Genomic DNA, 20,044 nt, shown 5'->3' on the forward strand with positions numbered 1-20,044 from the left:
CGACCCCAAGCGGGGGCTCACCCCACCCGCTTCAGTTCCCACGCACGGTGGATGCGTGCATTGCGCTCGAAGTCCGGACCAATCGTGCGCGCAGTGATCTCGCGGCACTGGGCGAATTCGGCAATGGCGTTCTCTTCCAGCTTGAAGCGGCGGAAGTTGTTGGAGAAATACAGCACGCCGCCCGGCGCCAGCCGCGCCACGGCCGCACGCAGCAGCTTCAACTGCTCGCGCTGCACGTCGAAGTCATCGGCGCGGGCCGAGTTGGAGAACGTCGGCGGGTCACAGAAGATCACGTCGTACTGGCCACGATCGCCTTCCAGCCAGGCCATGGCATCGGCCTGCACCAGCAGGTGCTGGTTGCCGCCCTGCCCGTTCAGCGCCAGGTTGTCGTAGCACCACTGCAGGTAGGTGGCCGACAGGTCCACGCTGGTGGTGCTGGCCGCACCGGCCACGGCGGCCTGCACGCTGGCCACGCCGGTGTAGCAGAACAGGTTGAGGAAGCGCTTGCCACACACCTGCTCGGCCATCATGCGGCGCAGCGGGCGGTGGTCCAGGAACAGGCCGGTATCGAGGTAATCGAACAGGTTCACCTGCAGCAGCGCGTTGTTCTCGCGCACCACGATGAACTCATCGCGCTGCTCGAAGCGACCGTACTTGCTGCCGCCCTTGCCGCGCTCGCGCGACTTCATCGATACCTGTTCCGGCGGCACGCCGAACACCTCGCGCGCGGCGGCCAGCAGTTCGTTGCGGCGGCGGCGCACGTCGTTTTCCGGAATGGCCGCCGGTGCCGCGTATTCCTGCACATGCAGGAAGGTGCGGCGCTGGCCACCGTCTTCTTCGTAGACGTCGATGGCGGCCGCGTACTCGGGCAGGTCGGCATCGTAGGCGCGGAAGCAGGTGATGTCCTCGCGCGCGCGCCAGCTCTTGAACTTCTTCAGGTTCTTGCGCAGGCGGTTGGCCACCATCTGCGCGCCTTCGCTCAGCTCGCGCGGCTGCGCCGGGTCACGGCCCGGTACGGCGATCGGGTCGCAGACGATCAGCGCGCATTCCAGCGCGCCATTGAACATCTGGTACTTCTTGGACGCACGCAGGCCGGTGGCGAAGGCCAGTTCGTCGTTGCCACACAGCAGGCTGGCGCGCCACTGCGGCACCGCCTTCTGCAGGGCGTTGCCCAGCGCGCGGTACAGGGCCGGGTCGGCGGCCAGGCGCTCGTCGTACGGCGGGTTGCAGACCACCGCGCCGATCTCCTGTTCCGGCGCGGCCAGGTCGGCCACGTCGGCACGGGTGAAGCGGATGGCGTGGGCCACGCCGGCCACTTCGGCGTTCTCGCGCGCGGCCTGGATCGCTACCGGGTCGATGTCACTGCCGTGGATGACCGGCTTCAAGGCAGCCAGGCCGGCCGCTTCGCGGTCGCGTGCTTCGGTCTGGATCGCCTTCCAGGCGGCCTTGTCAAAGCCCAGCCAACGGCTGGGCGGCAGGCTGCCGTGGCGCATCAGGCCGGGGGCGACGTCGGCGGCCATCAGCGCGCCTTCGATCAGCAGGGTGCCACTGCCGCACATCGGATCCAGCAAGCCACCGCCGGCGGCGTGCAGGCGCGGCCACTGCGCGCGCAGCAGCAGCGCGGCAGCCAGGTTTTCCTTCAGCGGTGCCTCGTGGGCGGCACCACGCCAGCCACGGCGGTGCAGCGGGCCACCGCCCAGATCGATCGACAGCGACGCACGGCCCTTGCGCAGCGACAGGTTCACGCGCACATCGGGCAGATCGGTGTTCACCGACGGCCGTTCCAGGCCTTCATCGCGCATGCGGTCGACGATGGCGTCCTTGATGCGCTGCGCGGCAAAGCGCGCGTGGGTGATCTTGTCGCCGGACACGTGCGCGTCCACCGCCAGGGTCATCTCCGGCTTGATGTGCTCGTGCCACGGCAGGGCGCGCACGCCGTCATACAGGGCCTGCTCGTCCGGGCAGTCGAACTCGTCGATCGGCCACAGCACGCGGCTGGCCAGGCGCGACCACATCACGATGCGCAGGGCCTGCGCCAGCTCGCCTTCGGCGTTGACGCCGGCGATGGTGGCGGTGGCCTTGCCAAGGCCCAGGGCCGACAGTTCGTCGGCAAGCAGGTATTCCAGGCCCTTGGCGCAGGAGACGAAGAATTTCACGGGATCGGTTCGCAGGTGGACGGGCGCGGCGCGAGCGCCAGGCCTTTCGGAAGGGAGGGCCGCGGAAACGGCCAGCAGGCCCGCGCCGGCGGCGGCGGGGCTGCCATTGTAGTCAATGCGGGCGCGCGCGCCGTGCGCCCGGGCTTCACAGCTGCCGCAGCAGGCGCTCGAAGGCCTGTGCGGAGGCCTCCACGTGATGTTCCAGGCGGTGGCCATCGTCCACCAGCAGCAGCTGCGCCGAGCGCGCCTGCGCCCAGGCGATCACCCCGGTGGCCGGCACCACGTCATCGTGCCAGGCCTGGACCACGCTGGTCGGCACGGCGGCGGCGTCCAGTGCCGGCATCGGACCCATGGTGGTGGGCGGCACCATCAGGAACAGGCCGGCCACCGGCACCTGCAGCGAGGCGATGGCGGAGATGTAGGCGCCCAGGCTGGAGCCGGCCAGTACCACCGGCCCCTGCGCGGCGGCCGCGGCGGCCCGTTCCACCAGGCGCTGCAGGCGGGTACGCACGTCGCCCACGCGGCTGACCTCGCTCATGGCGTCCAGGTCGGTGTAGTCGGGGCGCTCGTGGGACCAGCCCAGGCGCTGGGCGACTTCGGCCAGCGCGGTGACCTTGGTCGCCTCCGGGCCGCTCTCGAAGCCGTGGGACAGGATGCAGTGGCCGCGGCTCATGCGCACACGCCCGCGAAGCGGTTCGAGGTCGATCGGGAAGGCAGGTTCATCGTGCAATGCTAGCATCGCCGCATGCCCAACCCGCTCCTGCCCGGCCTGCAGCTGCAGCCGCTGCCCTACCACGACCGCCTGCCCCTGCGTGACCCGGCCAGCCTGCGCATGGTGGTCATCCACTGCACCGAACTGCCGGACCTGGCCATGGCCCGTGAGTACGGTGAGCGCGTGCTGTATGACAGTGGCGCCGGCAACAGCGGCCATTTCTACATCGATCGCGACGGCAGCGTGGTGCAGTACGTGGCGCCCGAACGCATCGCCCACCACGTGCGCGGCATGAACGCGGACACGGTGGGCATTGAACTGGTCAATACCGGGCGTTACCCGGACTGGTTCGACAGCCGTCACCAGGCGATGGACGAGCCGTATGCCGAGGCGCAGCTGCAGGCGCTGGAGGCCCTGCTGCAGGCACTGGTGGAACGCTATCCGTCGCTGCGGCAGATTGCCGGGCATGACCAGCTGGATCTGGAACAGGTACCGGCCAGCGATGATCCAAGGCTGACGGTGGCGCGCAAGCGCGATCCCGGCCCGTTGTTCCCCTGGGCACGGGTGCTGGCGAAGGTGCCGCTGCAGGGGCTGGGGGAGTAGCTGGCAGGGCTGCGCCCTACCCCCTGTAGAGTCGAGCCATGCTCGACTGGAGCAACGTCAAAAGCCTGCTTTCCGTGGAATGGCGAGGTGGGTCCACCTCGCCTTCGACAGTTTCCCGCGTGCTGTCGGAACGGCACGGGGTCAGAGCCCGTTGCTACGCAACGGGCTCTGACCCCTGATTGGGGGTCGAATCGATTGAAGAATGCGGTTGTAGAGTCGAGCGTTGCTCGACTGCGCTTCACACGGATTCCAACCAATGGGGTCCGAGCCGTTTCCCGTCGGGAAACGGATCCGACCCCGTGCTGTCACGCGCCGGTGGCGACCGGGCGGCTGCTGTCGCTTACCCAGCCGCTCCAGGAGTCGGAGTAAAGGCGCGCGCCGCTCAGGCCGGCGCTTTCCATCGCCAGCAGCAGGTGGCAGGCGGTCACGCCCGAGCCGCACATCAGCACCACCCGCTGCGGGTCCTGGTTGCCAATCACGCTCTGCAGTTCGGCGCGCAGTTCCTGCGCATCGCGCAGGCGACCGTCGGCCACGTTCAGGGCGAAGGGGCGGTTGACCGCACCGGGCACATGCCCGGCCACCGGATCCAAGGGCTCCACTTCACCGCGGAAGCGCTCGCCGGCACGGGCGTCCACCAGCCAGCCAGGGGCGTGCTTCAGGCGCGCGGCGATCTCATCAGCGCTGGCCACCTGGGTGCTGTCGAAGCGTCCCGGATAGGGCGGCTGGGCGGCGACTTCGCTGCGCCCGGTCACCACCGGCTGGCCGGCCGCCAGCCAGGCCGCCATGCCGCCGTCGAGCACGGCCACGCGGCTGTGCCCGATCAAGCGAAGCAGCCACCACAGGCGCGCGGCAGCCATGCTGCCATCGCTGCCGTCGTACACCACCACCTGGGTTTCGGGGGTGATGCCCCACTGCCCCAGCGTTGCGGCGAAGGCATCGCTGTCCGGCAGGGGGTGGCGGCCGTGGCCGCTGCGGCCCAGGTCGGACAGATCGTGGTTCAGATCGGCGTACACCGCACCGGGAATATGGCCGGCGGCGTACTGCCCTGCCCCGGCCTGCGGGTCGGCCAACGATGCACGTGCATCGACCACGCGCACGGCGGTGCTGGCAGTGGCGCGGGCATCGACCACGCGGATGGATTCGCCCAGTGCAGCGGCCAGGCGGGGCACATCGACCAGGGTGGTCCACGTCGTGTCGTTCGGCGTCATGTCACTTGCTCCAGGCGGCGGCGCAGGTTGTAGAGAATGGCGGCCGTGGCGCCCCAGATCCGATGCCCGGGCCAGCCGTATTCCAGCACGTGGCGCACGCGCCCACGATGGTTGATTTCGACCTGGTGCAGGTTGTCCGGCGCCATCAGGTAATCCAGCGGCACTTCGAATACTTCGGCCACTTCACTGGGCTGTGCCACCGGCACGAAGTCCGGATCGATCACCGCCACCACCGGGGTGACCCGGTAACCGGTAATGGTGACGAACGGGTCCAGGTAGCCGAGCGCCTGTACTTGGGTGGGCGCCAGCGCGATCTCTTCCTGACTTTCGCGCAGCGCAGCCGCCAGTGCGTCGCGGTCATCCGGTTCGGTGCGCCCACCGGGAAAACCAACCTGGCCGCCATGCTGGCGCAGGGTTTCGGTGCGGCGGGTCAGGATCACCTGCGCGCCATTGGCACGCGGCACGATGCCGGCCAGCACGGCCGCCTCCACCGCCGGGCCCGGCGGCAGCAGGTCGATCAGTTCGCTGCGGTTCCAGCCATCGCCCTGCGGCGGCTCGGCCAGCGGGTGCAGCGCGCGCAGCAGGCGTTCGTGGTCGGCCAGCGAGCCTCGCAGGGAGTGCTGCAGTTGTTCGCGCAGCGGCAGCAGCCGATGCAGCACGTGGTCGCGTTCGGCGTCGCTCATCGACGACCACCGCGCGATTTCATCGAGGGTCCGCCCGCAACCGGTACAGTGCCGGGCCAGGTCCAGCTTGCACACGCCGATGCAGGGGCTTGCGACAACACGCGACGTTTCTTCCATAGTTTGCACCCCTGCAACAGTAGCGCGAATGGCCATGTTTGGGGCGGCGTCGGCCACCGTGTGGCGCACAAATGAAAACGCGCCGGTGGAAGCCACCGGCGCGTTCGGTTCACTACTTCGATTTACTTGACGCTGACCAGCTTCACTTCGAACTGCACCGCCACGTTCGGCGGGAAGCCGGTACGCGGGTCGGCGCCGTACGCCTGGTCCGGCGGCAGGGTGATTTCCCACTTCGAGCCTGCCGGCATCTGCAGCAGGGTCTCGCGCATGGCCTTCATTTCGACTTCGCTGACCTTGATCGACGGAATCTGCTGGGCCGGACGCGCTTCGGTCGGACGCTGGCCGAACGGATACGGGCCGGCCACTTCCAGCTGCACGGTGCTGGCCTGGGTCGGCTTGGCGCCCTTGCCGGCTTCGATCACGCGGTACTGCACACCGCTCGGCAGCGACTGCACGCCCGCCTTGGCCTTGTTGGCCGCAACGAACTGGTCGCTCTTGGTCTTGTTTTCGGCAGCAGCCTTTTCGTACTCGGCCTTGGCAGCCTGGGCACGGCCCTGCTCGCGCTTCTGGAACGCTTCAACGGCCGGCTTCAGCTGGTCGGCGGTGATCGCCGGCTGCTTCTTGGCGTAGGCGTCCTGCAGACCCTTCACCACCGAGTTGATGTCCAGCTGCTCACCGCGGGCGGTCAGCTCTGCCAGGTTGTTGCCGTAGTCGTAACCGAAGTAGTAGCTCAGCTTGCCCTTTTCGGACGAAACGTCCTGGGCGAAGGCATTGCCCGTCAGGGCCAGGGCCGCGACGGCGACCGCGATAGAACGCAACTTCATCAAACAGTTCTCCAGGGGTGGTAACTCAGGGACGTTCTGCGCCGCCCTGAGGCGACGGGTTAGGATAGCGGCCATAAGGTGGAACCGCCACTGACCACGCAGGCTATGACCTGTCTGCGTTTCAAGAGTTCAATCTCACTTTTTTTTAACGTTTCAGGAGTCTTCCGTGGCCCCAGCCCCCGCCGAGCACCCCGTGACCGTGGCCGACGACGGTGCCGTCCGCACCCTCACCGTGCAGCGCCCGGAGAAGCTCAATGCACTGAACGCGGCCACCCTGCAGGCTTTGGCGCAGGCGTTCAGCGCCGCGGCGGCCGAGCCTTCGGTGCGGGTGGTGGTGCTGACCGGGGCCGGCCCCAAGGCCTTCGTGGCCGGGGCGGATATCGCGGAAATGAACACGCTCAGTGCGGTTCAGGGACGTGACTTCTCGCTGTTGGGCCAGCAGCTGATGCGGCAGATCGAGCGCATGCCCAAGCCGGTGATCGCCCGGGTGAACGGGTTCGCACTGGGCGGCGGGCTGGAACTGGCCATGGCCTGCCACCTGCGCATCGCGGCCGATACGGCCAAGGTCGGCCAGCCGGAGATCAACCTGGGGCTGATTCCCGGTTTCGGCGGCAGCCAGCGCCTGCTGCGCCTGTGCGGCCGCGCCGCCACCCTGGAACTGTGCCTGCTGGGCACCCCCATCGACGCCGCCCGTGCGCTGGCGCTGGGCATCGTTAACGAAGTGGTGCCCACCGATGCGCTGGACGCCCGCGTGCAGGCCGTGGCGCGGCAACTGGCGCAGTCGGCGCCACTGGCCCTGCGTGGCCTGCTGGACGCGGTACACGTGGGGGGCGAATGCAGCCTGGAATCCGGTCTGGAATACGAGAGCGCGCAGTTCGGCCTGCTGTTCTCCACCGAGGACATGCGCGAAGGCACCAGCGCGTTCCTGCAGCGCCGCCCGCCGGCCTTCCAGAACCGCTGACGTCATGACATCCCGACCCAACCCCGTGCAGCTGTTTGCCCGGGTCCAGGCAGACGATCTCGATGGCGCGCTGCAGGCAGGCCTGATGGACTACGTGGCCAGCACAGACGATGCGCGCCTGTTGCCCGACCACCCCGAACTTGCGCAGCGCCTGCTGCACGCCCAGCAACAGCTGCAGCGTGCCTGGGCCGCACGCGAGCGCTATCGCGACCGTGCCGTGCGCCTGGCCCGCCGCGAAGCCGAGCGCGATGCCCGGCGCATGCCGGCACCGGCGCCGGACGTGAAACCCGCCCTGCCCTCCGCCGCGGCCGCCATCCTGGCCCGGGCCAAGGCACGCGCGGCAGGCAAGGAACAGTAATGGCCACCGCGAAGAAGACCCCGCGCGCACCGGCGCGCCGCGGCAGCGTGATGCCGCGCGCCGACGTGGTGGAAATGTTCACCCGCCTGCGCGAACTCAATCCGCACCCGAAGACCGAGCTGGAATACAGCACGCCCTTCGAGCTGCTGGTGGCGGTGGCGCTGTCCGCGCAGGCCACCGACGTGGGCGTGAACAAGGCCACCCGCCGCCTGTTTCCGGTGGCCAATACACCGGCAGCGATCCTGGCACTGGGCGAGGAAGGCCTGAAGAAGTACATCGCCACGATTGGTCTGTTCAACGCCAAGGCGAAGAACGTGATCGCCACCTGCGCGATCCTGCTGGACAAGCATGGCGGCGAAGTGCCGCGCGATCGCGACGCACTGGAAGCCCTGCCCGGCGTGGGCCGCAAGACCGCCAACGTAGTGCTCAACACCGCGTTCGGCGAGCCGGTGATGGCGGTGGACACGCACATCTTCCGCGTGGCCAACCGCACCGGGCTGGCCCCGGGCAAGAACGTGCGCGAAGTCGAGGACCGTCTGGTGAAGGCCATTCCGGCCGAGTTCCTGCTCGATGCGCACCACTGGCTGATCCTGCACGGGCGCTATGTGTGCAAGGCACGCAAACCGGATTGCCCGGGCTGCGTGATTGCCGATCTGTGCCGGTTCAAGGAAAAAACCGCGGCGTAGGCGGGAGGGCCAGGGTCGGATCCCTTTCGCAGAAAGGGCTCTGACCCGCCACCGAAAAGCATCCACGCGTGGCGCGGATCTACTGCAATCGGGGCGCAACCGCAGCGTCACACGCAAGCGTTTACATCGGCAGGCCCTGCCGTGGCGGGGCGTGTACTTGTGCGTGAACTGTCACATTTACGCAATCTTCACCTTCTAGCCTGCGCGCATCTTCCCACCTGCCTGCAAGGCTCCTTCCCATGAAACTGCATCACCAACTCCTGACGGTGGCCGTGGCTGCTGCGCTGTATGTGCCGGCTGCCCACGCTGAAGTCGCCATCGATGTGATCGGCGGTTCGGAAATCACCTTCGAAGGCCTGGTCCAGGCCGACGGCAACTGGTTCGACAATGACGTCGTGGACCTCAACGGCGGTGACGCCGGCAACGGCAAGGACAGCGAATTCGAACTGCGCCGCGCCGAGCTGGTGCTGAAGGGCAAGGGCCCGGGCAATGTGGAATGGGTGGTCGGCTACGACGCCAAGGCCGACAAGTTCCTGGACACCAACGTGAAGTACAAGCTGGCCGGCAACAGCAGCCACTTCCTGCAGCTGGGCCAGTTCAAGCAGCCCAACAGCCTGGAAGAACTGTCCAGCACCAAGAACAACGACTTCATTTCCAAGGCCGCAGTGACCAACACCTACGCCGTCGCCCGCCGTCTGGGTGGTGCGTACAGCTACGGCCAGGACAACTGGTCGGTCACCGCCAGCGCCTTCGGTCGCGAGCTGACCCGCAACCTGGCCCACGGCAGCGGCTACGGCGCACGCGGTACCTGGGCGCCGATCAACGACAAGGGCCAGGTGCTGCACTTCGGCCTGAGCTATGTGGACTACGACGCCGATGCTGACACCCTGCGCGTGCGTGCCCGTCCCAACGCCGATCTGGCCACCGCGCGCCTGGTCGACAGCGGCAACATGACCGACACCGACCGCGTCAGCACCGTCGGCGCCGAAGCCATGTACTTCCAGGGCCCGTTCAAGGCCCAGGCCGAGTACTACAGCAGCAAGGCCAAGCGCTATGACCACGACAACTACACCAGCGACGGCTACTACGTCAGCGGCGTGTGGAACGTGACCGGCGAAACCTGGAGCTACAAGGGCGGCACCCCGGGCACCGGCCTGCCGGACAACCCGGCCAGCGGCCAGTGGCAGCTGGGCGTGCGCTACGACCACATGGATCTGAACGACGGCAACCTGCGTGCCAACCCGGTGGCCGGCCGTCCGCCGATCGTCGATGGCGTGCTGGGCGGCAAGATGGACATCTGGACCGTCGGCGCCAACTGGTACTGGCGTTCGAACTTCAAGCTGATGCTGAACTACGTGATGGTGGACAGCAAGAAGTACAGCTCCAGCGCCCGCGGCTTCGTCAATGACGATCCGAACATCCTGGAAGCCCGCGCCCAGTTCTTCTGGTAAGCGGCGAGCGCTGCGGCGCCCGCGCTGCGCGTACCCAAGGCACGGCTTCGGCCGTGCCTTTTCTTGTTGCGGCCACCGCCACCCACGCTGTCATGGATGCGTCATGTGACAGACGCCGGGGTGTCACGCAACCGTTATGGAATGTGCACCGAAACGTCGGGCAGCCGCCCTTCGACCACCCCAGGAGTCTCTCCCGTGATCCACGCCTTCAAGTCGCGCGCCGCTGTCGCCATCCTGGCCGCATCGTCCGTGTTTGCCGCCAATGCCGCCGATGTGACCGGCGCGGGCGCATCGTTCATCTACCCGGTCATGTCCAAGTGGTCGGCCGACTACAGCGGCGCCACCGGCAAGAAGGTGAACTACCAGTCGATCGGTTCGGGCGGCGGCATTGCCCAGATCAAGGCGGCCACCGTGGACTTCGGCTCGTCCGATGCCCCGCTGAAGCCGGAAGAACTGGCGGCCGCTGGCCTGGCCCAGTTCCCGTCGGTGATCGGCGGCGTGGTGCCGGTGATCAACGTGGCCGGTGTTGCCCCGGGCGCGCTGAAGCTGGACGGCCCGACCCTGGCCAACATCTTCCTGGGGAAGATCAAGACCTGGAACGACCCGGCCATCGCTGCCCTGAACAGCGGCCTGACCCTGCCCAACGCCAAGATCACCATCGTCCACCGTTCGGACGGCTCGGGCACCACCTTCAACTTCGTCAACTACCTGTCCAAGGTCAGCCCGGAGTGGAAGAGCAAGGTCGGTGAAGGCACCTCGGTACAGTGGCCGGCCGGCATCGGCGGCAAGGGCAACGAAGGCGTGGCCGCCTACGTGAAGCAGATCAAGGGCGGCATCGGCTACGTCGAACTGTCCTACGCGCTGCAGAACAAGATGTCCTACGCAGCGATGAAGAACGCCGCCGGCAAGATCGTGCAGCCGTCCGACGCCTCGTTCTCGGCCGCTGCCGCCAGCGCCGACTGGGCCAGCGCCAAGGACTTCTACCTGGTCATGACCAACGCCCCGGGCGCCGAAGCGTGGCCGATCACCGCCACCAACTTCATCCTGGTGCGCAAGCAGCCCAAGAACGTGGCCGGCGCCAAGGCCACCCAGGAATTCTTCCGCTGGGTCTACAAGAACGGTGATGCACAGGCCAAGCAGCTGGACTACGTGCCGCTGCCGGACACCCTGGTCAAGCAGATCGAAACCTACTGGACCCAGAACCTGAAGTACTGAGTGGCGTAGCAAGGCGTTCCCCCGCAGGAACGGGGGCCGGCGGGTCCTCTCTCCCCCGCCGGCCCCAACGGGCGCTGGACCTTCGGGTCCGGCGCCTTTCTGTTTGTGGGCCCGCTGTGGGTAGAGTCGAGCTTGCTCGACTGAAGGCTCACGGCAGTCGAGCATGGCTCGACTCTACCAAGGCCCGGCCGCGCAATATGCGGGCCGCTGGCCCTCCCACGGCGGCCGCGCAACCCGTGAAACCCCCGTCAGAACGTGATGTCCGACACCTCTGTCATGGACGTCATACGGTTGTAACAAAAACATCATTTCATAGCCGCATCCGCCGACGGTGTCGGCTCTACCCCGCTATGGAGTGACCATGAAACTGCACTCGGCCGGCCTCGCCGCCCTTTCCCTGGCCATCGCCCTGGGCCTGTCGGCCTGCGGTGGCGACAAGCAGGCCGCGCAGCAGCCGGCCGCCGACAGCGCCGCCGCCCCGGCCGCTGCCGGCGACAAGGTGACCGCTGAAGTGTCCGGCGCCGGCGCCTCGTTCATCTTCCCGCTGGTGTCCAAGTGGTCGGCTGACTACAACACCGCCACCGGCGCCAAGATCAACTACCAGTCCATCGGTTCGGGTGGCGGCATCGCCCAGATCAAGGCCGGTACCGTCGACTTCGGTTCGTCGGACAAGCCGCTGGCCAGCGACGAACTGGCCCAGGCCGGCCTGGCCCAGTTCCCCTCGGCCATCGGCGGCGTGGTGCCGGTGGTGAACATCGAAGGCCTGGAAGCGGGCAAGCTGCGCCTGACCGGCGCCCTGCTGGCCGACATCTTCCTGGGCAAGGTGAAGACCTGGAACGACCCGGCCATCGCCGCCGCCAACCCGGGCGTGACCCTGCCGGACGGCAAGATCACCCTGGTCCACCGTTCGGATGGTTCGGGCACCACCTTCAACTTCTCCAACTACCTGTCCAAGGTCAGCCCGGAGTGGAAGACCAAGGTCGGCGAAGGCACCTCGGTGCAGTGGCCGGACGGCGTGGGTGGCAAGGGCAACGAAGGCGTGGCCTCGTACGTGAAGCAGATCAAGGGTTCGATCGGCTACGTCGAACTGGCCTATGCGCTGCAGAACGCCATGCCCTACACCGCCCTGCAGAACGCGGCCGGCACCTGGGTGCAGCCGAACGCTGAAACCTTCGCCGCGGCTGCCGCCAGCGCCGACTGGGCCAGCGCCAAGGACTTCAACCTGGTCATCACCAACGCGCCGGGTGAGCAGGCGTGGCCGATCACCGCCACCAACTTCATGCTGATGCAGAAGCAGCCCAAGGATGCCAAGCGCAACCAGGACGCCCTGGCGTTCTTCAAGTGGGCCTTCGAAAACGGCCAGGCCCAGGCCAACGAGCTGCACTACGTGCCGCTGCCGGCCGAACTGGTCAAGCAGATCGAGGCCTACTGGGGCACCGAGCTGAAGTGATGGACCCGACGGTGCCCGCCGCGTGCGGGCACCGTCTCTACCACGCCGTGCCGCCCCGCCCTTTCCTGGCCCTGCCGTCCCCATGAATGCCATCGCCCAGCCTGTAGCCGCCCCGTCCACGCGTGACACGCGTGATGCCCGCAACGACAAACTGTTCCGATGGGTGCTGGTCGGCACCGTCATCTTCGTCCTGATCGCCCTGGCCTGCGCCGCGCTGTCGATGCTGTGGGGTGGTCGCCACGCCCTGCAGATGCAGGGCCTGAGCTTCTTCTTCTCTTCCGACTGGAATCCGGTCGAAAACAAGTTCGGTGCGCTGGCCCCGATCTACGGCACCCTGGTCACCGCGCTCATCGCGATGGTCATCGCCGTACCGGTCAGCTTCGGCATCGCCTTCTTCCTGACCGAGGTCGCCCCGCGCTGGCTGCGCGGCCCGGTCGGCACCGCCATCGAACTGCTGGCGGGCATTCCCTCGATCATCTACGGCATGTGGGGCCTGTTCGTGCTGGTGCCGGTGATGACCGAGTACGTGACCCCGTTCCTCAATGAAACCCTGGGCGAGTGGCCGATCATCGGCCCGGTGTTCCAGGGCCCGCCGCTGGGCATCGGCATGCTCACCGCCGGTTTCGTGCTGGCGATCATGGTCATTCCGTTCATCTCGTCGGTGATGCGCGAAGTGTTCCTGACCGTGCCCACCCGACTGAAGGAATCGGCCTATGCGCTGGGTTCCACCAAGTGGGAAGTGAGCTGGGACATCGTGCTGCCCTACACCCGCTCGGCGGTGATCGGCGGCATCTTCCTGGGCCTGGGCCGTGCGCTGGGCGAAACCATGGCCGTGGCCTTCGTGATCGGCAACAGCGTGCGCCTGTCGCCGTCGCTGCTGGAACCGGGCACCACCATCGCCGCGCTGATCGCCAATGACTTCGGCGAAGCCACTGAAACCTACCGCTCGGCGCTGCTGCTGCTCGGCTTCGTCCTGTTCATCGTCACCTTCGTGGTGCTGGCCATCGCCCGCCTGATGCTGATGCGCCTGTCCCGCAAGGAGGGCAACTGATGTCCACCACCGCTGATTCGCTGTACCTGCGCCGCCGCGTCGGCAACGTCGTTGCCATCGCGCTGTCCTGCGCCACTGCGCTGTTCGGCCTGTTCTTCCTGGGCTGGATCCTGTTCACCCTGGCCGCCAAGGGCCTGGCCGGCATCAACTGGGATCTGTTCACCAAGATGACCCCGCCGCCCATGCAGGAAGGCGGCCTGGCCAATGCCTTCTTCGGCAGCGCGGTGATGTGTGCGCTGGCGATCGGCATCGGCACCCCGCTGGGCGTGCTGGCCGGCACCTGGCTGGCCGAGTACGGCAACGCCCGCAAGGCCGGCACCGTGGTCCGCTTCGTCAACGACATCCTGCTGTCGGCACCGTCCATCGTGCTGGGCCTGTTCGTCTACACCCTGTACGTGATGCAGACCGGCGGCAGCTTCTCCGCCTTCGCCGGTGCGCTGTCGCTGGCCTTCATCGTGCTGCCGGTGGTGGTGCGCACCACCGACGAAATGCTGCGCCTGGTGCCTTCGCAGATGCGTGAAGCGGCCCTGTCGCTGGGCATCCCGCAGTGGAAGGTGATCGTGCAGGTGCTGTACCGCAGTGCATCGGCCGGCATCATCACCGGCATCCTGCTGGCCCTGGCCCGCATTTCCGGTGAAACCGCGCCGCTGCTGTTCACCGCCTTCGGCAACCAGTACTGGAACAGCAACGTGTTCCAGCCGATGGCCTCGGTGCCTGTGGTGATGAACCAGTTCGCCGGCAGCCCGTATGAATCCTGGCAGGTGCTGGCCTGGGCCGGCGCCCTGGTGCTGACTGTCTTCGTGTTGCTGGTCAGCCTTGCCGCCCGCGGCATCCTGCTGCGCAACCGTATCTCCCATGACTGACCTTTCCGTGGATACCGCCATGAACGACCTTTCCAACGCCGTGCCGATGCAGCGCATCGCCGTGCCGTCCTCGCACGAGAGCCTGCACACGCCGGCTCCGGTCAAGCTTGCCGCGCGCGGACTGGACTTCTACTACGACAAGTTCCATGCCCTGAAGGGCATCAACCTGGAAATTCCGGAAAAGCGCGTGACCGCGCTGATCGGTCCTTCCGGCTGCGGCAAGTCGACCCTGCTGCGCATCTTCAACCGCATCTACGCGCTGTACCCGAAGCTGGAAGCGCGCGGTGAAGTGCTGCTGGACGGCGAGAACATCCTGTCGCCGAAGTACCCGATGAACCGCCTGCGCAGCAAGGTCGGCATGGTGTTCCAGAAGCCGGTGCCGTTCCCGATGACCATCTTCGAGAACGTGGCCTACGGCATCCGCCACCACGAGAAGCTGAGCAAGGCCGACATGGCCGACCGCGTGGAACAGGCCCTGCGCCAGGGCGCGCTGTGGGACGAAGTGAAAGACAAGCTCAACCAGAGCGCGCTGGGCCTGTCCGGCGGCCAGCAGCAGCGTCTGTGCATCGCCCGTGCCGTGGCCCTGCGCCCGTCGGTGCTGCTGCTGGACGAACCGACCTCGGCGCTGGACCCGATTTCCACCAGCCGCATCGAACAGCTGGTGGAAGAACTCAAGCACGAGTACACCATCGTCATCGTCACCCACAACATGCAGCAGGCCGCGCGCGTGTCTGACTACACCGCCTTCATGTACCTGGGCGACCTGATCGAACACGACCGCACCGAAGTGATCTTCTCGCAGCCGTCGCAACGGCAGACCGAGGACTACATCACCGGTCGTTTTGGCTGAATCGTCGATCGAATCACAGACAACGTCAGTCGAGCATGGCTCGACTCTACCGAGCGGAACAACCATGAATCTTCCCAACGACCATATCGTCAAGAGCTACGACGAAGAGCAGCAGCGCCTGGTGGCCGAAATCGTGCGCATGGGCGAGATGGCCGTCGCCCAGCTCGAAGCGTCGATGGACGTGATCGAGAAGCGCGATGAGAACGCCGCCCATCGCATCATCGCCAACGATGAAGCCATCGATGCACTGGAACAGCAGATCAGCCACGACGTGATGCGCCTGGCCCTGCGTGGCCCGATGGCCCGCGACCTGCGCGAGATCCTGGCCGGCCTGCGCATTCCGGCCGACATCGAGCGCATTGGCGACTACGCCGCCAACGTGGCCAAGCGTTCCATCGCGCTGGGCAAGGTGCCGCCGCTGCCGCAGATCCAGGGCCTGCGTGCCCTCGGTCGCTTGGCCGCGCAGCAGGTGCGCCGCGCCATCGCCGCCTACCGCGACAACGATGCCGACGCCGCGCTGGAACTGCGCCAGGACGACGCCCGCCTGGACGCGCAATACACCGCGCTGTTCCGCGAGCTGCTGACCTACATGATGGAAGACCCGCGCAACATCACCCCGTGCACGCACCTGCTGTTCATGGCCAAGAACCTGGAACGCGTAGGCGACCACGCCACCAACATCGCCGAGAACGTGTGGTTCCTGGTGCATGGCGAACAGCCGCTGCCGCCGCGTGAAAAGCGCGACGAGACCTCCAGCACCGACGCAATCTGATCCCGCACTGCAACACTGAAGTGGGGTCCAAGGGGCCGCTGTCCATGTGACAGCGGCTTTTTTTTGGCGGGTTTCCCGGCGGCCCATCCACGCATGGCGTGGATCTACTGCCGCCCACGCCATGCGTGGATGCCCCGTGCCCCACCGCCCGGTAGATCCACGCCATGCGTGGATGGGGGGCAGCGCCCTTTCCTGCGGAAGGGGATCCGACCCCGGCCTCCCGCACGGGTGGACCGACGCCACTCCTCACGAAAATTTTAGCTTTCGGCGAAGATTCCTTGAGTAGGATCGCTGCACCATCGTTTCACCCCGGGCAGCCGCCCACCACCCAAGGAGTACGACCGATGAGCAGTTCCAACAAGACCCTGTCCCTGCTGACCGCCACTGCCCTGGCCGCAGGCCTGGGCGTGACTGCCAGTGCTTCGGCCCTGAGCATGACCGACCTTGCCCAGGGCTATCTGGTGGCCGGCCAGGCTGCCAAATCCGGCGATGCCAAGGCCACCGACGCCAAGGCCGCCGATGCCGCCAAGCACGCCGAGGGCAAGTGCGGCGCGGACGGCAAGAGCGCCGAAGGCAAGTGCGGCGGTGACAAGGGCAAGGCCGCTGCCGGTAGCGCTACCGACAGCAAGGCCAAGACCGAGGCCGGCAAGAAGGCGGCCGAAGGCAAGTGCGGCGAAGGCAAGTGCGGTGGCAAGCACTGACGCTGCGGCCAGCGTCGTCCACCCACGGTTGCCGCTGCCCGCGGCAGCCGTCGGGTTGGGCCTGCGGCGGGCGCTGCTACAGGACCTGCGCGATGCCCCGGCCGGCGATTTCGATTTCCTGGAGTGCGCGCCGGAAAACTGGATCAACGTGGGCGGCCCTGCCGGCGAGGCGTTGGATGAACTGGCCCGGCGCCATCCACTGAGCTGCCACGGCCTGTCCTTGTCGCTGGGTGGCAGTGCTGCGCTGGACACCCAGCTGCTGCAGCAGGTCGGCCGTTTCCTCGAGCGCCACCGCGTGCCGCTGTACAGCGAGCACTTGAGCTACTGCAGCGACGAGGGCCAGTTGTACGACCTGCTGCCGATCCCCTTCACCGATGAAGCGGTACGCCATACCGCCGCCCGCATTGCCCACGTGCAGGACATCCTGGGCCGCCGCATCGCGGTGGAAAACGTGTCCTATTACCTGGCTCCGCAGCCGGCGATGGATGAGCTGGCCTTCACCAACGCCGTGCTGGCCGAGGCCGACTGCGACCTGCTGCTGGACGTCAACAACGTGTACGTCAATGCCTGCAACCATGGCTACGATGCCGACGCGTTCATTGCAGGCCTGCCGGCGCAGCGCATCGTCTGCCTGCACGTGGCCGGTCATCTGGACGAGGCTCCGGACCTGAAGATCGATACCCACGGCAGCGCGGTGATCGACCCGGTGTGGGCGCTGCTGGAACGCAGCTACGCCCGCTTCGGCCCGCGCCCCACCCTGCTGGAGCGCGACTTCAACTTCCCGCCCTATGCCGAACTGCTGGGCGAACTGCACACCATCCGCCGCCTGCAGGCCCGCCATGCGGGAGCTGCACATGGCTGACGCTCCAACCACTCTGCGCGCGCAGCAGCACGCGTTTACCGCACACCTGCGCGACCCGCAGCACGTGCCCGCGCCCGCCGATCTGGATCCGCGACGGGTGGCGGTGTACCAGCGGTTGCTGTTCAACAACCTGCTGGGCCTGCTCGGCAATGGCTTCCCGGTCTGCGTGCGCCTGCTCGGCGAACCGGCCTGGGCCGATCTGGTGCGGCACTACTTCGCCCACCATCACGCGCGCACACCGCTGTTCACCGCGGTGGCGGCCGAGTTCGTGCAATGGCTGCAGGCGCAGCCGCAGCTGCCCCACCCCGCGCTGGCCGAGCTGGCGCACTACGAATGGGTGGAAACCGAGCTTTACCAGCGCACGGCCGAGCCGCTGCCACCGGCCAGCGGCATTGACCCGATGCAGGTGCCGCTGCGCTGCTCCGCGCTGGCCTGGCCGCTGCTGTACGCCTGGCCGGTACACCGGCTGGGTAGCGATGATGCCCCTGCCGAAGTGCCCGCCGAACCCACCGGGCTGCTGGTCCGCCGCGATGCCGACGGTGCGGTGCGCTTCGCCCAGCTCAGCCCGTTGGCCGCACATCTGCTGATGCTGATCGCCGAGGCGCCAGGCGCTACCGGCCAGCAGCACCTGCAGCAACTGGCCCGCCTGCACCAGCTCGACGCCGGTGCATTGATCGAACCTGGCACACATCTGCTGCAGCAGTTCCTGCAGGCCGGGGTGATCGGCCCCCTGCCCACCGTGGCCTGATCCACCCAAGGAGATTCCCCGATGAAAACCTCGCCCCTGGCTGCCCTGCGCGGCCAGCTGGACCGCTGCGGCCCGTGGTTGGCCCCGCTGGGCCTGCGCCTGCTGCTGGCCTGGGAGTATTTCGAATCCGGCCGCGAGAAGCTGCAGGGCCAGAACTGGTTCGCCGAGCTGCAGCAGGCCTTCCCGTTTCCGTTCGACCAGCTGCCGGCCAGCGTGAACTGGCAGCTGGCGACCTGGTTTGAACTGGTCGGCGCGGCCTGCCTGCTGTTCGGCCTTGGCACCCGCTTCGCCGCGGCCAGCCTGCTGGTGCTGACCGCGGTTGCCACCTACGCCGTGCACTGGCCAATGCACTGGAATTCCCTGGCAGACCTGGCCATGGGCTATGCGATCAGCGACCAGGGCTTTGGCAACTTCAAACTGCCGGTGCTGTTCATGGCCATGCTGCTGCCGCTGCTGTTCAGCGGTGCGGGACGGTTGAGCCTGGATGCGTGGATGGCACGCTGGGGCGCCACGGATCGGTAGGTGCCAACCTTGGTTGGTACGCGGTGTGCCAACCTTGGTTGGCACCTACCGGAATCCGGGTCGGCCAGGTCGCACACGTTACACGCCGATACGCACCGAAACCGCAGAAACGGCGGATTTAATCGCCTATTCATGAAAAAAATCCGATGCTGGATCCGTGGCCTCGACGACCACGTCCTTCCCCCGGAGTTGCCCCATGAAGCGCCTGATTGCCGCCACCCTTTCGCTGCCCCTGCTGGCCACCGCCATCTCGCCCGCCATGGCCGCACCCTACGGCGCCGGTGGCCGCGACGACCACCATGGCCACAAGGATCACCACGACGACCGTCGCGATCCGCCGCGTCGCGGCCACAAGCTCGCCCACGACCATCGCGGCGAGTACGTGCGCGATTACCGCCACCATGGCCTGCATGCCCCGGCCCGCGGCCAAGAATGGCGCAAGGTGGACGGCCGCTACGTGCTGATTGCCGTGGCCACCGGCGTCATCGCCGACGTGGTGCTGGCACGTCGCTGACCTGTCCGCAGCGTCCCGGTCACGCACTGCGTGGCCGGGCGCTCAGGGTCGCTCTGCTAGAATCCGCGCATGAATGACCCCACCCCCGCACCTGACGCCGCCCCCGTTTCCTTAGCACCGCCGGCGCAGCGCGCGATGTCGCAACGCTTCCGCGGCTTCCTGCCGGTGGTGGTGGACGTGGAAACCGGCGGCTTCGACAGCCAGCGCAATGCGCTGCTGGAAATCGCCGCCGTGCCGATCGAGATGGACGAGAACGGCCTGCTCTACCCCGGCCAGACCGCCAGCGCGCACGTGGTTCCGGCCGAAGGCCTGGAGATCGATCCGAAGTCGCTGGAAGTGACCGGCATCATCCTGGACCACCCGTTCCGCCTGGCCAAGGAAGAAAAGGCCGCGCTGGACCACATCTTCACCCCGGTGCGCGCAGCCATGAAGAAGTACGGCTGCCAGCGCGCGATCCTGGTGGGCCACAACGCGCATTTCGACCTCGGCTTCGTCAACGCCGCGGTGGCCCGCACCGGCCACAAGCGCAATCCGTTCCATCCCTTCAGCGTGTTCGACACCGTCACCCTGGCCGGCATCGCCTACGGGCAGACCGTGCTGGCACGCGCGGCCAATGCCGCCGGGCTGGGCTGGGATGCCAACGAAGCGCACAGCGCGGTGTATGACACCGAACAGACCGCCCGGCTGTTCTGCACCATCGCCAACGCCTGGCCGCGATAAACAGCCAACGGCGGCGC

General features: G+C 67.3%; 22 protein-coding genes. 17 read left to right on the forward strand and 5 right to left on the reverse strand.

Annotated elements, in window-relative coordinates:
- Positions 1-17: 17 nt before the first annotated feature.
- Positions 18-2,156 carry a bifunctional 23S rRNA (guanine(2069)-N(7))-methyltransferase RlmK/23S rRNA (guanine(2445)-N(2))-methyltransferase RlmL gene (rlmKL, locus tag G4G00_RS05390; RefSeq protein WP_164271711.1) on the reverse strand — a complete coding sequence of 713 codons (2,139 nt, stop codon included), beginning with the start codon at positions 2,154-2,156 and terminating at the stop codon, positions 18-20.
- A 145-nt stretch (positions 2,157-2,301) separates the two neighbouring features.
- On the reverse strand, positions 2,302-2,829 hold the full coding sequence (locus G4G00_RS05395; RefSeq protein ID WP_108754762.1) for a hypothetical protein: 528 nt from the start codon (positions 2,827-2,829) through the stop codon (positions 2,302-2,304).
- 72 nt (positions 2,830-2,901) lie between these two features.
- Between G4G00_RS05395 and G4G00_RS05400 the strand changes: the two genes are divergently transcribed.
- On the forward strand, positions 2,902-3,471 hold the full coding sequence (locus G4G00_RS05400) for an N-acetylmuramoyl-L-alanine amidase (RefSeq protein ID WP_164271714.1): 570 nt from the start codon (positions 2,902-2,904) through the stop codon (positions 3,469-3,471).
- Positions 3,472-3,776: 305 nt separating this feature from the next.
- On the opposite strand, the gene G4G00_RS05405 is transcribed toward G4G00_RS05400, so the two are convergent.
- The 3 genes from G4G00_RS05405 to G4G00_RS05415 all read right to left on the reverse strand — a co-directional run bounded on the left by G4G00_RS05405 (position 3,777) and on the right by G4G00_RS05415 (position 6,303).
- Complete coding sequence (locus G4G00_RS05405) at positions 3,777-4,679, reverse strand: sulfurtransferase (RefSeq protein ID WP_108752641.1); 903 nt, start codon at positions 4,677-4,679, stop codon at positions 3,777-3,779.
- A complete protein-coding gene (locus G4G00_RS05410) occupies positions 4,676-5,479 on the reverse strand; it encodes a CoA pyrophosphatase (protein ID WP_108752640.1) in 804 nt (267 codons plus the stop codon). The genes G4G00_RS05405 and G4G00_RS05410 overlap by 4 nt, the downstream gene beginning before the upstream one ends.
- Positions 5,480-5,601: 122 nt before the next feature.
- The gene (locus G4G00_RS05415; protein ID WP_108752639.1) at positions 5,602-6,303 is read right to left on the reverse strand and encodes an FKBP-type peptidyl-prolyl cis-trans isomerase N-terminal domain-containing protein; all 702 of its coding nucleotides are present in this window, start codon (positions 6,301-6,303) and stop codon (positions 5,602-5,604) included.
- Between the two features lie 166 nt (positions 6,304-6,469).
- On the opposite strand from G4G00_RS05415, the gene G4G00_RS05420 reads away from it, so the two are divergent.
- The 16 genes from G4G00_RS05420 to rnt all read left to right on the forward strand — a co-directional run bounded on the left by G4G00_RS05420 (position 6,470) and on the right by rnt (position 20,027).
- Entirely contained in the window at positions 6,470-7,264 is a 795-nt protein-coding gene (locus G4G00_RS05420) for an enoyl-CoA hydratase-related protein (RefSeq protein WP_164271717.1), read from the forward strand.
- 4 nt (positions 7,265-7,268) lie between these two features.
- Positions 7,269-7,622, forward strand: coding sequence for a hypothetical protein (locus tag G4G00_RS05425; RefSeq protein WP_108752637.1), 354 nt, complete (start codon positions 7,269-7,271; stop codon positions 7,620-7,622).
- A complete protein-coding gene (nth, locus tag G4G00_RS05430; RefSeq protein WP_164271719.1) occupies positions 7,622-8,308 on the forward strand; it encodes an endonuclease III in 687 nt (228 codons plus the stop codon). Before G4G00_RS05425 ends, nth begins: the two co-directional genes overlap by 1 nt.
- A 239-nt stretch (positions 8,309-8,547) precedes the next feature.
- Entirely contained in the window at positions 8,548-9,759 is a 1,212-nt protein-coding gene (locus tag G4G00_RS05435; RefSeq protein ID WP_108752635.1) for an OprO/OprP family phosphate-selective porin, read from the forward strand.
- 195 nt (positions 9,760-9,954) lie between these two features.
- The gene (pstS, locus tag G4G00_RS05440; protein WP_108749108.1) at positions 9,955-10,974 is read left to right on the forward strand and encodes a phosphate ABC transporter substrate-binding protein PstS; all 1,020 of its coding nucleotides are present in this window, start codon (positions 9,955-9,957) and stop codon (positions 10,972-10,974) included.
- A 361-nt stretch (positions 10,975-11,335) separates the two neighbouring features.
- Positions 11,336-12,424 carry a phosphate ABC transporter substrate-binding protein PstS gene (pstS, locus tag G4G00_RS05445; RefSeq protein ID WP_108755803.1) on the forward strand — a complete coding sequence of 363 codons (1,089 nt, stop codon included), beginning with the start codon at positions 11,336-11,338 and terminating at the stop codon, positions 12,422-12,424.
- A gap of 82 nt (positions 12,425-12,506) precedes the next feature.
- A complete protein-coding gene (gene pstC, locus G4G00_RS05450) occupies positions 12,507-13,475 on the forward strand; it encodes a phosphate ABC transporter permease subunit PstC (protein ID WP_108749106.1) in 969 nt (322 codons plus the stop codon).
- Positions 13,475-14,338, forward strand: a complete 864-nt coding sequence (pstA, locus tag G4G00_RS05455) for a phosphate ABC transporter permease PstA (RefSeq protein ID WP_108755802.1) — start codon at positions 13,475-13,477, stop codon at positions 14,336-14,338. Before pstC ends, pstA begins: the two co-directional genes overlap by 1 nt.
- Positions 14,339-14,357: 19 nt before the next feature.
- On the forward strand, positions 14,358-15,188 hold the full coding sequence (gene pstB / locus G4G00_RS05460; protein ID WP_108757682.1) for a phosphate ABC transporter ATP-binding protein PstB: 831 nt from the start codon (positions 14,358-14,360) through the stop codon (positions 15,186-15,188).
- 64 nt (positions 15,189-15,252) lie between these two features.
- Positions 15,253-15,960, forward strand: a complete 708-nt coding sequence (gene phoU, locus G4G00_RS05465) for a phosphate signaling complex protein PhoU (RefSeq protein ID WP_108752631.1) — start codon at positions 15,253-15,255, stop codon at positions 15,958-15,960.
- 344 nt (positions 15,961-16,304) lie between these two features.
- A complete protein-coding gene (locus G4G00_RS05470; RefSeq protein ID WP_164271722.1) occupies positions 16,305-16,661 on the forward strand; it encodes a hypothetical protein in 357 nt (118 codons plus the stop codon).
- A complete protein-coding gene (locus G4G00_RS05475) occupies positions 16,648-17,523 on the forward strand; it encodes a DUF692 domain-containing protein (protein ID WP_108752629.1) in 876 nt (291 codons plus the stop codon). The genes G4G00_RS05470 and G4G00_RS05475 overlap by 14 nt, the downstream gene beginning before the upstream one ends.
- Positions 17,516-18,271 carry a putative DNA-binding domain-containing protein gene (locus tag G4G00_RS05480; RefSeq protein WP_164271725.1) on the forward strand — a complete coding sequence of 252 codons (756 nt, stop codon included), beginning with the start codon at positions 17,516-17,518 and terminating at the stop codon, positions 18,269-18,271. The genes G4G00_RS05475 and G4G00_RS05480 overlap by 8 nt, the downstream gene beginning before the upstream one ends.
- Positions 18,272-18,292: 21 nt before the next feature.
- Entirely contained in the window at positions 18,293-18,793 is a 501-nt protein-coding gene (locus G4G00_RS05485; RefSeq protein ID WP_108752628.1) for a DoxX family protein, read from the forward strand.
- A 196-nt stretch (positions 18,794-18,989) separates the two neighbouring features.
- Positions 18,990-19,307 (forward strand): RcnB family protein, encoded by a 318-nt coding sequence (locus G4G00_RS05490; protein WP_164271728.1) that lies wholly within the window; start codon positions 18,990-18,992, stop codon positions 19,305-19,307.
- A gap of 135 nt (positions 19,308-19,442) precedes the next feature.
- On the forward strand, positions 19,443-20,027 hold the full coding sequence (rnt, locus tag G4G00_RS05495; protein WP_012510544.1) for a ribonuclease T: 585 nt from the start codon (positions 19,443-19,445) through the stop codon (positions 20,025-20,027).
- Positions 20,028-20,044 lie beyond the last annotated feature (17 nt).

Origin of the sequence: Stenotrophomonas sp. B1-1 (assembly GCF_010894375.1) — a bacterium.
Lineage (GTDB): Bacteria > Pseudomonadota > Gammaproteobacteria > Xanthomonadales > Xanthomonadaceae > Stenotrophomonas.